Genomic DNA, 12,139 nt, shown 5'->3' on the forward strand with positions numbered 1-12,139 from the left:
GCGCGCGTTCGTCGGGCCACAAAAGAAAAGCCCCGCCGAAGCGGGGCTTTTGCGTACAGCATGTCGCGATGCGATCAGAACTTGTACTGCGCCGAAACGCCGTACAGGTTGGCGTGACCATCGAACGGACCGACCAGGTGCGAACCGCCCGAGGTGATGTCGATCTTCGGCGAATCCGGCTCGATGCGGGTGTAGCCGAAGTTGACTTCCAGGGCCTGGGTGGCCATCCAGCTGGCGCCGATCGAGTACCACATGCGGTTGGCGTCCGGCAGACGCGGCGTGCGGGTCTCGATGTGCGTCGGGGTTTCGTCATAGGCGACGCCACCACGCAGGACCCACGATTCGTTGAGCTTGAACTCGCCGCCCAGCGACGCGAACGTGCTGTCCTTCCACGCGAACGGCTCGACCGAATCCGGATCCGGATTGGCGAACTCGATGCGCACTTCGCGCAGCGATTCCCAGCCGGTCTCGGCGTACGAGGCCATCATCGCGAAGCGGTCGGTGAAGTCGTAACGCAGGTCGACGTTCAGCACCGACGGCGTGGTCAGCTTGGCGGTGGCCTTGCCGTCCTGGAACAGCGCGCGGGTGGTCGGGCTGACCGAGAACACGCCGGCGACGTTGGTCGGCACGGTCCAGTCGGCGGTGCCGTCCAGCTCGTAGTCGATTTCCGAACGGTAGCTCACGCCGATGGCGAGCTTGTCGGTCGGCTTGAAGTTGGCACCCACGGTCCAGCCGAAGCCGGTGTCGTCACCCTGGATCTCGGCGAAACCGTCGGCCGCCTGCGGGCGGGCGAACGGCAGCAGACGCGTGGCCGGGTTGCTGGCCAGCAGCGTGCCGAAATCGACCGACTTCGACAGCGTCACATCGGCGCGCGAGTAGATGATGCCGGCGCCGACCGAGAAGCGGTCCGGAATGATGTCGAGCGCAGCGGCGAGCGTCAGGTCGACGATCTCGACATCGGAGGTGTGCGCGAAGTAGCGACCCTGCCAGTTGTCGTCGTACTCGGTCTTCAGGCCGAACGGCGCGCTGACCATGGCGCCGAACGCCAGGCCGTTGTCGAGCTTGTGGATGACCGAGAGCGCCGGCACGGCGGCGATGTCGCCGGCGTCGCCACCGTTGCCGCCGGTGAGCGGACGGCCTGCGGCGTCGGTGCCGGTGCCCTTGAATTCGTAGCTGAGGTCGATCGCGGTGACATCGACCTGCATGGTCGTGCCTTCAAAACGCGCCATCGTGGCCGGGTTGTTGGCGACGACCGAGGAATCGGTCTCGTTGACGCCAACGCCGGCGAAGGCGGCGCCGAGGCCCTTGACGCTGTTTTCCTTGAGCTGGAAACCCGAAGCGTGAACCTGACCAACCGCCAGCGCGCCGGCGATGCCGAGGGCGAGCGCCGACAGCTGAGTGAAACGAGAAGCAAGTTGCATGCGTGTAGTCTCCATTGGAGTATTTTTTGGTTCCGATGCCGTCATAGCCTTGGGCCCGGCCGGTCCGGGCGCCAGTGCGCGCCGGAAACCCCTCCCGACGTACGACGCCGTATGCACTATAACCCGCCTTTTAACCGGAGGCTAACAATAGCCGGCATGCCCGTCCGCACTTGTAAAACAGGGGTTTTTCCGTTGCCGGAGCACCGCGAATGCTGAATAGGCGGAGGGCGGCCCGGTGTTCGTGAGCATCCCCGGCCGGGAGCGCGTTCCGCTGCGCTGGGCGACCCCGGTCCTGTTCAGTGTGCTGTGGCTGTGTTTCATCACCGTGGAGGTGATGCCCGGCCAGGAGCAACGCCGCCTGCTCATGGAGTGGGGCGCGCTGTCCGGCGGGCTGGGCACCCCGGAGGCTTGGCTCACGGCGGTCCGCACCGGCAGCGTGCTGCGCCTGTTCACGGCGCTGTTCCTGCACGCTGACTGGGCGCATCTGCTGGGCAACCTCGTATTCCTGCTGATCTTCGGCCTGCCGGCCGAGCGCGCGATGGGCCCGTGGCGGCTGCTGATCCTGTTCCTGCTCGGCGGTGCGGTGGCGAACCTGGCGGCCGTGATCGCCATCGGCACCCCCGACCGCCTCATCATCGGGGCCAGCGGCGCGGTGTCGGCGCTGATCGGCGCCTACCTTGCGCTGTTCCCCGGCGCGAAGCTGGGGGTGGTGGTGCCGCTGGGCGTGTTCCTGCAGTTCGTGAAGGTGCCGGCGCCGCTGCTGATCGGCGTATGGGCGCTCCTGCAACTGGTCTTCACCTTTATCGGCCCCGCCTTCGGTGCGGTGGCCTGGTCGGCGCACCTGGCCGGCTTCGCCTTCGGCGGCGCGTTCGCACTGATCGCACGGGCCGGCATCGCGCGCCGACTGCGACGGCGGCGCGGGCTATGAACACCGCGGCTTGATTGCCTGCCGCGGCGTCCCCATCGTCAGCCTGCAACCCGACACATGCGATGCCCCGACCATGTCCAAGCCGCTCTACAAGATCACCTTCCTCAACGCCGGCAAGGTGTACGAGCTCTACGCGCGCACGGTCGCTTCCGGCGCGCTGTGGGGCTTCACCGAAGTGAGCGAGCTGGTCTTCGACGTGCACGACGGCCTGGTCATCGACCCCACCGAAGAACGCCTGCGCGACGAGTTCGGCAACACGCGCGCCTTGCACCTGCCGATGCACAGCATCGTGCGCATCGAGGAAGTCGAGCGCAAAGGCCAGTCGGCGATCCGCGACGCGGCGACCGGCGAGAAGGTCGTCACGCCATTCCCGCTGCCGGCGAAGCCGCGTTGAGACGTGACGCGATGATCCGCTCATCGCATCGCGTCGTTATCGTGTTGCTTCTCGCGCTCGCCGCTTGCCAGCGCGAGCCCACACCGTCTTCGCCGAGCGCGACCGCAGCTTCCGCCACGCCGCGCGCATCGCAACCTGTGCAGGGCAATGCGTTCGCCGTGCAGATCACGCTCTCGCCGGCTGCGCATGACCGCCTTGCTTCGCAGCGCGAGTCGTTGATCGTGAGCGCCGACTACTTCGGCTATCCCAGCGCGCAGGCGCAGGCACAGCGCGTGCCCGGGAGCGAGAACCCGTGGCTGACGTTGCACCGCGCGCAGATGGAGCTCGACGGCGCGCAACTGGAAGGCACGGCGACGGCGCGATTCCCCGCCGTGACGTTCGATGCGAAAGAGCTTGCGTGGACCGAGGCGCCCGATGCGCCGCAGGTCAACATCAATGTCTACTCGGGACGCCGTTCGTCACCGGACAATCTGCTTGATTGCGAGATGTTCCAGGACACGCTCGCGATCGCCGCGCAGGCGCCGATCCGCCTGACATGCAAGCTGATCGACGAAACGCTTCGTTAGGCGCAAGCCTCAGTTCTTCTTGGTCGTCGGCGCGTTGGCGGTGCTTGCCACCGGCTTCTTCAGTTCCACCAACGCCGCCGCAATCGGTGCATCGCCGTCGAGCACATCGCCGGCGTTCTCGCCCGGCAGGCCTTCACCTTCACCGTCGCCGCGCAGATGGCCCGGCAGGCTGGCTTCGCTGAAGTTGCGAATGCCCTTGTCGGTGTCCTTGGGCGGATGCAGAACCACATCGGGCGAGATGCCGAGCGCCTGGATCGACTTGCCGCTGGGCGTGAAGTAACGCGCGGTGGTCAGCTTGACCGAATCGCCGTTGTCCAGCGGCAGCACGGTCTGCACCGAGCCCTTGCCGAACGTGCGGCTGCCGACGATGCGCGCGCGATTGTTGTCACGCAGCGCGCCGGCGAGCACTTCCGCCGCGCTCGCCGAACCCGCGTCCACCAGCACCACCACCGGTGCGCCGTCGAGCCTGTCGCCCGGCGTGGCGCCGAATTCGGCGTCGCTGATGGCGATGCGCCCGCGCGTGGAGACGATCTTTCCCGAATCGAGCAGGTCGTCGGCAATCTGCACCGCCGAGGTCAGCAGGCCGCCGGGATTGCTGCGCAAGTCGATGACCAGTCCGCGCAGCTTGCCGCCGGCCTTTTCCTTCAGCTTGTCGAGCTGGCTTTCGAAATCCGCCGCCGTGTCGGCCTGGAACGCGCTGATGCGCACGTAGCCGTAGCCGGGCTCGAGCATGCGGCTCTTCACGCTGGCCACGCGGATGGTCTCGCGCTGCAGCGTCACGTCGAACGGCGCGTCCTTGCCCTCGCGCACGACGGTCAGCGTCACCTTGCTGCCGGGCTCGCCGCGCAGCGGACCGGAGTTGTCGCCTTCGTCGGGCTTGAACGGTTTGCCGTCAATGGCCGTAATCACATCGCCGGCCTTGATGCCCGCGCGTGCGGCCGGCGTATCGTCGATAGGGGAGATCACGCGCAGCGAACCATCGGGCTGGCGCATGAGCTCCACGCCGACGCCGTCGTAATTGCCGCGCGATTGTTCCTCGAAGCTTTCGGCATCGTCCTTGTCGAGATAGACGCTGTGCGGGTCGAGGTCGAACAGCAGGCCGCGGATCGCCGAGTGCATCAGCTTGCGGTGCTCGACCGGCTCCACATAGGCCTGCTTCACCGCGTTGTAGACGGAGACGTAGCGGCGGATCTCGTCGAGCGGCACCTTGGCTTCGGCGGTTTCGGCATCGGGCGACTCGATCGGCGCGTCGGCCGGCGCCGGTTCGGTCTCCTGCGCGGAAGCCGGCAGGGCGACGAAGGCAGCCAGGGCGAGCGGAACGAGGTGACGCAGGGACATTCGGGCAACTCCGGGATGGCGCGGCAGGACGAAGATGAAGGCCGCGCCTGGCGCGACCGCAGGGACGGCGGTCCGGCCGGCCTCGCCAAGATTATGGACATGGCGGGGCAGCGCAATGGAAGGCTTTTGTTAATCCCGGCGACGAGCGCGCCGGGTATTCAGCTCAGCGTCGCAGCCAGGTGCCCGGGTTCACCGGCGCACCGTTGCGGCGCAGTTCGAAATACAGCGCCGCGCGACCGCTTCCGCCCGAGGTGCCGACGGTGGACACGGCATCGCCGCGCTTGACCGTGTCGCCCACGTCCTTGAGCAGCGCGTCGTTGTGCGCGTACAGGCTCATGTAGCCATTCCCGTGGTCGACGATCAGCAGCAGGCCATAGCCGGTCATCCATTCGGCGTAGACGACCGTGCCGTCGGCGACGGCCTTGACCGGCGTGCCGGCGGCGGCGGCGATCAGCAGGCCTTCGCTGCCGCGGCCGTCGGGCATGGTGGCGCCGAAGCCCGCCAGCAGCGAGCCCGACACCGGCCAACCCAGGCCGCCGACCTGCGGCGCCGGAGCGCTGGCGACGGTCGCGGGCTTGCGGCGGGGCGTGCCGTCGGCGGGCGCGGTGTTCTGGCGCGCGGCGCGTTCGGCTGCGGCGCGGCGCTGAGCTTCGGCGCGGGCGGCCGCGGCGCGCAGCTTCTTCAGAAGCTGCTCCAGGCCCGCCGCGTCGCGCCCGAGTTCGCGCTCGCGCGTGCTGCGATCCTTGTAGCGCTGGTCGAGTTCGGCCACCAGCGTCGCCCGTTCCTTGCGGTCGCTCTGGAGCTTGCCCAGTTGCGAACGTTGCGCTTCACGCGTGCGGTCCAGTTCGGCGCGGCGCTGCGTGATCGCTTGTTCGACGGCATCGAGTTGGCGCAGCTCGCCGTCGAGCTCGGCGATGCGACGCGTGCGGTCGCGTTGCAGGTAGCCGTAGTACGCCAGCATGCGACTGCCATCGGCGACACGGTCCTGCGCCAGCAGCAGTTTCAGCGGTGCGTCCTGTCCTTGCAGATAGGCCGCGCGCAGGAGTTGCGCGAGTTCCTGGCGCTGCGCGGCCATGCGCTCGTGCAGATCGGCACGCTGCGTCTGCAGCGTGTCGAGCGATTGCCGCTCCTTTGCCAGGCGCGTTTCGATCTCGCGCAGGCGGCGATTGGACTCGCCGACCTTTTCGTCGGCATCGCGCAGCCGGCGTGAGGCGCTGCCGCGCTGGCCTTCGATCTCGCGGCGCTCGTCGGCGACCGATTTGAGCTCGCGCTGGATCTTCTCCAGCTTCCGCTCCGCTTCGCGACTGTTCTGCGCGGCGACGGGCGCCGCCAGAACCGTGCCGGCGACGAGCAGGACGCAGAGCGCGCGCCGCATCCGGATCAGCCCGCGAGCAGACTGGTTCCGCTCATCTCCGCCGGCTTGGGCAGTCCGAGCAGGTCGAGGATCGTCGGCGCCACGTCGCGCAGTGCGCCGCCGCTGCGCAGGTTCGCCTTGCGCGGGCCGAGGTACACGAACGGCACCGGGCCGACCGTGTGCGCCGTATGCGGCTGGCCCGTGGACGGGTCGCGCATCATTTCCAGGTTGCCGTGGTCGGCGGTGACCAGCAATGCGCCGCCGGTGTCACGCACGGCCTGCACGATCTCGCCGATGGCGACGTCCACGGCCTCGGCCGCCTTGATGGCCGCCTCGATGTTGCCGGTGTGGCCGACCATATCGGGGTTGGCGATGTTGCAGATGGCCACGTCGATCTCGCCGGAGCGGATCGCGGCGGTCAGCTTTGCGGTGAGCTCCGGGCAACTCATCTCCGGCTGCAGGTCGTAGGTGGCGACCTTCGGGCTCGGGATGAGGATGCGCGATTCACCTGCGTAGGGATCTTCGCGGCCGCCGCTGAAGAAGAAGGTCACGTGCGCGTACTTCTCGGTCTCGGCGATACGCAGTTGCTTGAGGCCGTTGTCGGCGAGCACTTCGCCCAGCGTGTGCCGCAGGTCGTCCGGACCGAATGCCACCGGCGCCGGCAGCTTCGCGTCGTATTCGGTGAGGCAGACGAAGCGCGAGAGCTTCGGGCGCCGCGCCTGGAAGCCGTCGAACGTCGGCGACACGAATGCCGCCGTGAGCTGGCGCGCGCGATCGGCGCGGAAGTTCATGAACACCACGGCGTCGCCGTCGGCCATCGGTGCGTAACCTTCGATCACCGTCGGCGCGACGAACTCGTCGGTTTCGCCACGCTCGTAGGCCTGCAGCAGCGCTTCGATCGGGCCGGTGGTGACGTGCTCGCTCTTCGCTTCGACCATCGCGTCCCAGGCGCGACGCACGCGATCCCAACGCTGGTCGCGGTCCATCGCGTAGTAGCGGCCGCTAACGGTGGCGACGCGGGCGTTGCCGAGCTTGCGGCAAACGTCCTGCAACTTCGCCAGGCTCGGCTCGGCCGACTTGGGCGGCATGTCGCGGCCGTCGAGGAAGGCGTGCACGGCGACCTTGGCCACGCCCGCCTGGCTGGCCAGTTCGAGCATGGCGAAGATGTGGTTCTCGTGGCTGTGCACGCCGCCGGGCGAGAGCAGGCCCATCACGTGCAGCGTGCCGTCGCTGGACTGCGCGGCGGCGCAGGCGGCGCGCAGTTCCTCGTTGCCGAAGAAGCTGCCGTCCTCGATGGCCGCGTCCACGCGGGTCAGGTCCTGGTAGACGATGCGGCCGGCGCCGAGGTTCATGTGACCGACCTCGGAGTTGCCCATCTGCCCGTCCGGCAGGCCGACATGGCGGCCTTCGGTGTGGATCAGCGTGTGCGGTGCGGCGGCCAGCAGGGCGCCCCAGTTCGGCAGCGTGGCCTGGGCCAGCGCGTTGTCGGTCGGGTCGTCACGGTGCCCCCAACCGTCGAGGATCAGCAGGACCACGGGTTTGGGGCGCATGGAGGAGGCTGGCACGTCGTCGGATTCCAGGATCGGGAGATGAACGGGTGACTTCGGGCACGGGTCCGCGCCGACAATGGCTGCGATTGTAGCGAAGCGGTGTAAACCGATTCCGCCTTCATCGCATCCGATGCATTGAAGCCCGTCCCAACACGGAACCCGAAACGATGCAAATCCGCAATCTGTACGCCGTCCTCCCGCTCGCCCTGGCGCTGTCCGCGCCGGCGTTCGCCGCCCAGGACATCGACAAAGTCAACGGCAGCATCACCGTGGAGGCCGGCGAGACCGCCGGCAACCTGGAGACCGTCAACGGCTCCATCCGCATCGGCGCCAACGCGCGCACCGGCAAGGCCGAGACCGTCAACGGCAGCATCACCGTGGCCGAGAACGTCGAGGCCAATGGCCTGGAGACGGTCAACGGTTCGATCCGCGTGGCCGGTAACGGCAAGCTTTCCAGCAGCCTGGAAACGGTCAACGGCGGCATCTTCGTCGATCGCGGCGGCGACGTGCACGGCGACATCGAGACGGTGAACGGCGCCATCGGCCTGGTCGCCACGCAGCTGTCCGGCGGCATCACCACGGTCAACGGCGACGTGACCGTCGGCGTGAATTCGCATGTGAAGGGCGGCATCCGCTACACCAAGCCCAACACCTCGTGGTTCTCCCTCAACAAGCGGGACCCGAAGGTCATCATCGGCCCCAATGCGGTCGTCCAAGGGCCGCTGGTGTTCGAGCGCAAGGTCGACCTGTACGTGCACAACTCCGCGAAGATCGGCCCGGTCTCGGGCGCCACCGCGGTGCGCTACGACGGCACGACCCCGCCGGGCCAGTAAGTCCGGCACGGATCGGGAGGCGAACTGCCGGACCGCGCACGGCCGCGGTCCGGAAAGCATGCCTAGAATGGGGTTCGCTTCCGCGGCGGCGCCCCCACCGCGTCGTGGGGGCCTGGTCCATTCCGGAGGTCCCATGTCCCGAGTTTCCTTGCTCCACGCCGCGATGGCGTGCGCGGCCGGCGCGGTTGCGCTGACCGCCTGCTCCAAGCCCGCAGACGCGCCCAGCGCCAGCACCGCCACGCCGACCCGCGCGGCCGGCAGCCATTCCTTCAACGATGCGATCAACGCGGCCGACTTCGCCGAGCACGTGAAGGTGCTGGCGTCGGACGAGTTCGAAGGCCGTGCGCCCGGCAGCGCCGGCGAAGAGAAGACGGTCCAGTACCTGGAAGCGCAGTTCAAGCGCATGGGCTTGAAGCCGGGCAACGGCGACAGCTACTTCCAGACCGTGCCGATGGTGGAAACCACCGCGGACGAGAACACCACACTGAACATCACCGCCAAGGGCAAGCCGGTCACGCTGACCTTCGGCAGCGACATGGTCGTGGGCACGCGTACCGGGCGCAGCGAGGTGAAGGTCGATGGCAGCGACCTGGTTTTCGTCGGCTATGGCGTGAACGCACCCGAGCAGAACTGGAACGACTACGCCGGCGTGGACGTGAAGGGCAAGACGGTGGTGATGTTCGTCAACGACCCGGGCTTCCACAGCCAGGATCCAAAGCTGTTCGAAGGCAAGCGGATGACGTACTACGGCCGCTGGACCTACAAGTTCGAAGAAGCCGCGCGACAGGGCGCCGCCGCGGCCATCATCATCCACGACACCGAGGGCGCGTCCTACGGTTGGGACGTGGTCAAGAATTCCTGGTCCGGCGCGCAGTTCGACCTGCCGGCGAAGGACGATCCGGATCCGCGCTTGCCGGTGCAGGGCTGGATCACCGGCCAAGCGGCGCGCACCTTGCTCGGCGATCTGGGCCATAACCTCGACGACCTCTACAAGGCGGCCAACAAGCCGGGCTTCAAGGCGATCCCGCTGGACGCCAAGCTGTCGGTCGACCTGAAGAGCACCACCAGCGAAAAGTCCTCGCGCAACGTCGTCGCGTTGCTCCCGGGCGCGAAGCGTCCGGACGAGGCGATCGTGTACATGGCGCACTGGGACCACCTGGGCAACCACGCGCATGAAGCGGACGAACACGGCGCGGCGAGCGGCGGTGAGCCGCACGCCGACACCATCTACAACGGCGCGATCGACAACGCGACCGGCGTGGCGGGCATCCTCGAGATCGCCGAAGCCTTCAGCAAGCAGACGCCGGCGCCGGACCGTTCGCTGCTGTTCCTGGCGGTGACGCTGGAGGAGTCGGGCCTGCTCGGTTCGAAGTACTACGTCGCCCATCCGACCATTCCGCTCAACAAGACGGTGGCCGTGATCAACCTGGATGCGATGCCGGTGATCGGCCAGGCGAAGGACATGACGGTGGTGGGCTTCGGCAGCTCCGAGCTGGAAGACATGCTCAAGACGCAGGCCGACGCGCAGAAGCGCGTGCTCCATGCCGAGGCGACGCCGGAGGACGGCTTCTACTTCCGCTCCGATCACTTCAACTTCGCCAAGGCCGGCGTGCCGGCGCTGTATGCCAAGGGCGGCAGCGACCTGATCGACGGCGGCGTGGATGCGGGGCGCCGGGCCGAATCCGACTATCGCGACAACCGATATCACAAGCCCGGCGACCAGTTCGATCCGGCCTGGAAGATGGAAGGCGTGGTGCAGGACCTCGACGCCCTGTACGGCGTGGGCCGCACGCTGGCGAGCGGCGAGCAGTGGCCCAACTGGTATGAGGGCAACGCCTTCCGGGGCGCGCACGACAAGCTGATGCACACGGCCAAGTAGTCCGATCGCCATCGGCAAGATCGACAACGGCGCCTCCACAGGCGCCGTTGTCGTTTTCGGCTACGCTGATGCGACCTTGCCACCGTGCCGGAGCCGCCATGACGCTGACCACCGCTTACGTGTGTGTCCTGATCGCCGCGTTGCTGCCGTACCTCTGGGTCGCCGTCGCCAAGGCGAGCGGCGAGCGTTACGACAACCGCGACCCGCGGCGCTGGCAGGACAAGCAACAGAGCCCGAGATCGCAGCGCGCCTCTGCCGCGCAGCTCAACAGCTATGAGGCGTTCGCGCCATTCGCGGCGGGTGTCGTCATGGCACAGCTGGCCGGTGTGGCGCACTCGCAGATCGCGGCGCTGGCGTTGGCGTTCGTCGTGCTGCGGGTGCTGCACGGTATCGCCTATGTGTCGGGCCGCCATTACCTGCGCACCTTGATCTGGATGCTGGCATTCGCCTGCGTGCTCGTCTTGTTGGTGCAGGCCGCGCTGCACGTCGTCCCCTGACCGTCCCGTTCCGGAATCCAGCAGTGAACTCCACGCCGCCCTCCACGTCTCCACCGGTTTCGCTTCAGAACGAATTGCGGCAGGTGGGGTTCCGCTTCGTCGACGGTGCGGAGATGCTCTCTCTCCTGGAGACCTTCGGGCCCCTGTCCGATTGGCAAAGCTTCACGGACAGCTGGAACGCGCTGGAGCCAGACACGTATCTGGCTACCGTGGGACTGCACCGGCGCCGTCGCCATGCCGTGTTCTCCGCGACGGATGAAGGTGTCGTGCGCGAGGCGCATCAGCCGCATTACCAAAGTCGCGACTACAACTCCCTGCAGGGCGGCATCGAGCGCTGGTTTGCGCCGATGCTGCCTGACGTCGCCAACAGCGCCAGTCTTCGCAGCATCCTGCGCTTCTGCCAGTCGTTCTTCGGCGCGCTCGCACCGGAAGTGCGTGCATGGCATGTCGAGCTGCATCAATTCCGCATCGAGGCGCGTGCCGGAGAACCCGGCCAGCCGACACCGGAAGGCGTGCATCGCGATGGCGTCGACTTCGTGCTGGTGCTGCTGGTCGATCGCCAAAACATCGCCAGCGGAACGACGACCATCCACACCGCAGACGGCACGCTGCTGGGCAGCTTCACGCTGGCTCGGCCGCTCGATGCGGCCCTGGTTGACGATGCGCGCGTGTTCCATGGCGTCACGGCGGTCGAGCCGGAGGACCCGACGGGTGCGTCACATCGTGATGTGTTGGTGGTGACGCTGCGGCGGAAGGCTTAGCGGTCGGCTGGTGTTGGCGGGACGTGGTGGTGCGAAGCGTCGTTGCCACCGAACGGTTGATGGAGCGCCCGCCTGGAATCTGGAGCTGCGCTGACAGGTACTGTCTCGCGCTGGGCGATAGCTAGGATATGAGTCCAGGACGTGCGCGAGTCTCGTCCTCGCGAACTGCTCTATCTTCATTGCGATGGAGGGCGTCCTCCAGCGTTCGCACGGATTTCGACCAGCGGTTACTACGCGCCCACTGCGGTTGCGAGCTACTCGAGTAACGCCGTCATCCGTCTCTCCCGATCGGGGCTGGCACCTAAGCGAATGAGTGTTAACGGCAGGGTGCCCGCGTGTCGTCCGGGATTCGGACCGCTACTCGCAGCGAGTGCGACGTGATTGCGGTCACCGCGCAAGGTGCTCGGCAGGCGCCGCTCGGATTTTCGCCCGCGCAAAAAGAAGAAGGCCGGTCCTGTTGGACCGGCCTTCTGGGGTAAAGCCCCTGGCGATGACCTACTCTTGCATGGCTTAAGCCACACTACCATCGGCGCATGTGCGTTTCACTTCCGAGTTCGGAAAGGGATCGGGTGGGACCACACAGCTATTGTCACCAGGGAGAGGGTGGAGGGTCGCGGA

10 protein-coding genes, 1 rRNA gene and 1 pseudogene are annotated in these 12,139 nt (G+C 67.3%); 7 read left to right on the top strand and 5 right to left on the bottom strand.

Annotated features, from left to right (window positions below; translation table 11 throughout):
* Positions 1-74: 74 nt before the first annotated feature.
* Positions 75-1,421: an outer membrane protein transport protein gene (locus AAFF32_RS01860; RefSeq protein ID WP_216965440.1), complete on the bottom strand. Its 1,347-nt coding sequence runs from the start codon at positions 1,419-1,421 to the stop codon at positions 75-77.
* Between the two features lie 235 nt (positions 1,422-1,656).
* Between AAFF32_RS01860 and AAFF32_RS01865 the strand changes: the two genes are divergently transcribed.
* The 3 genes from AAFF32_RS01865 to AAFF32_RS01875 all read left to right on the top strand — a co-directional run bounded on the left by AAFF32_RS01865 (position 1,657) and on the right by AAFF32_RS01875 (position 3,309).
* Positions 1,657-2,349, top strand: a complete 693-nt coding sequence (locus tag AAFF32_RS01865) for a rhomboid family intramembrane serine protease (RefSeq protein WP_216965437.1) — start codon at positions 1,657-1,659, stop codon at positions 2,347-2,349.
* Positions 2,350-2,422: 73 nt separating this feature from the next.
* On the top strand, positions 2,423-2,743 hold the full coding sequence (locus AAFF32_RS01870) for a DUF1820 family protein (RefSeq protein WP_216966110.1): 321 nt from the start codon (positions 2,423-2,425) through the stop codon (positions 2,741-2,743).
* A gap of 41 nt (positions 2,744-2,784) precedes the next feature.
* Complete coding sequence (locus AAFF32_RS01875) at positions 2,785-3,309, top strand: hypothetical protein (protein WP_342316299.1); 525 nt, start codon at positions 2,785-2,787, stop codon at positions 3,307-3,309.
* 51 nt (positions 3,310-3,360) lie between these two features.
* Here the strand turns inward: AAFF32_RS01875 and AAFF32_RS01880 are convergent.
* From AAFF32_RS01880 to gpmI, 3 genes and pseudogenes are all read right to left on the bottom strand, one after another.
* A pseudogene (locus AAFF32_RS01880) lies at positions 3,361-4,647 on the bottom strand (S41 family peptidase); the annotation flags it as partial.
* A gap of 163 nt (positions 4,648-4,810) precedes the next feature.
* Entirely contained in the window at positions 4,811-6,022 is a 1,212-nt protein-coding gene (locus AAFF32_RS01885) for a peptidoglycan DD-metalloendopeptidase family protein (RefSeq protein ID WP_216965429.1), read from the bottom strand.
* 5 nt (positions 6,023-6,027) lie between these two features.
* Positions 6,028-7,551, bottom strand: coding sequence for a 2,3-bisphosphoglycerate-independent phosphoglycerate mutase (gene gpmI / locus AAFF32_RS01890; protein WP_342316300.1), 1,524 nt, complete (start codon positions 7,549-7,551; stop codon positions 6,028-6,030).
* Positions 7,552-7,718: 167 nt separating this feature from the next.
* Here gpmI and AAFF32_RS01895 point away from each other — a divergent pair, with 167 nt between their 5' ends.
* From AAFF32_RS01895 to AAFF32_RS01910, 4 genes are all read left to right on the top strand, one after another.
* Entirely contained in the window at positions 7,719-8,384 is a 666-nt protein-coding gene (locus AAFF32_RS01895) for a hypothetical protein (RefSeq protein WP_342316301.1), read from the top strand.
* 133 nt (positions 8,385-8,517) lie between these two features.
* Positions 8,518-10,263, top strand: a complete 1,746-nt coding sequence (locus AAFF32_RS01900; RefSeq protein WP_342316302.1) for a M28 family metallopeptidase — start codon at positions 8,518-8,520, stop codon at positions 10,261-10,263.
* A 98-nt stretch (positions 10,264-10,361) separates the two neighbouring features.
* Positions 10,362-10,760, top strand: a complete 399-nt coding sequence (locus AAFF32_RS01905; protein ID WP_216965421.1) for an MAPEG family protein — start codon at positions 10,362-10,364, stop codon at positions 10,758-10,760.
* A gap of 113 nt (positions 10,761-10,873) precedes the next feature.
* A complete protein-coding gene (locus tag AAFF32_RS01910) occupies positions 10,874-11,521 on the top strand; it encodes a 2OG-Fe dioxygenase family protein (protein ID WP_342317195.1) in 648 nt (215 codons plus the stop codon).
* A gap of 482 nt (positions 11,522-12,003) precedes the next feature.
* Here the strand turns inward: AAFF32_RS01910 and rrf are convergent.
* Positions 12,004-12,118, bottom strand: a 5S ribosomal RNA gene (gene rrf, locus AAFF32_RS01915).
* Positions 12,119-12,139: the final 21 nt, after the last annotated feature.

Source organism: Lysobacter sp. FW306-1B-D06B, assembly GCF_038446665.1.
Lineage (GTDB): Bacteria > Pseudomonadota > Gammaproteobacteria > Xanthomonadales > Xanthomonadaceae > Lysobacter_J.

What these genes read in the sequence shown, in the direction of transcription:
- AAFF32_RS01870 (WP_216966110.1), top strand. Translation starts at nt 2,423, where the DNA reads ATGTCCAAGCCGCTCTACAAGATCACCTTCCTCAACGCCGGCAAGGTG.
- AAFF32_RS01895 (WP_342316301.1), top strand. Translation starts at nt 7,719, where the DNA reads ATGCAAATCCGCAATCTGTACGCCGTCCTCCCGCTCGCCCTGGCGCTG.
- gpmI (WP_342316300.1), bottom strand. Translation starts at nt 7,551, where the DNA reads ATGCGCCCCAAACCCGTGGTCCTGCTGATCCTCGACGGTTGGGGGCAC.
- AAFF32_RS01900 (WP_342316302.1), top strand. Translation starts at nt 8,518, where the DNA reads ATGTCCCGAGTTTCCTTGCTCCACGCCGCGATGGCGTGCGCGGCCGGC.
- AAFF32_RS01885 (WP_216965429.1), bottom strand. Translation starts at nt 6,022, where the DNA reads ATGCGGCGCGCGCTCTGCGTCCTGCTCGTCGCCGGCACGGTTCTGGCG.
- AAFF32_RS01910 (WP_342317195.1), top strand. Translation starts at nt 10,874, where the DNA reads ATGCTCTCTCTCCTGGAGACCTTCGGGCCCCTGTCCGATTGGCAAAGC.
- AAFF32_RS01860 (WP_216965440.1), bottom strand. Translation starts at nt 1,421, where the DNA reads ATGCAACTTGCTTCTCGTTTCACTCAGCTGTCGGCGCTCGCCCTCGGC.
- AAFF32_RS01905 (WP_216965421.1), top strand. Translation starts at nt 10,362, where the DNA reads ATGACGCTGACCACCGCTTACGTGTGTGTCCTGATCGCCGCGTTGCTG.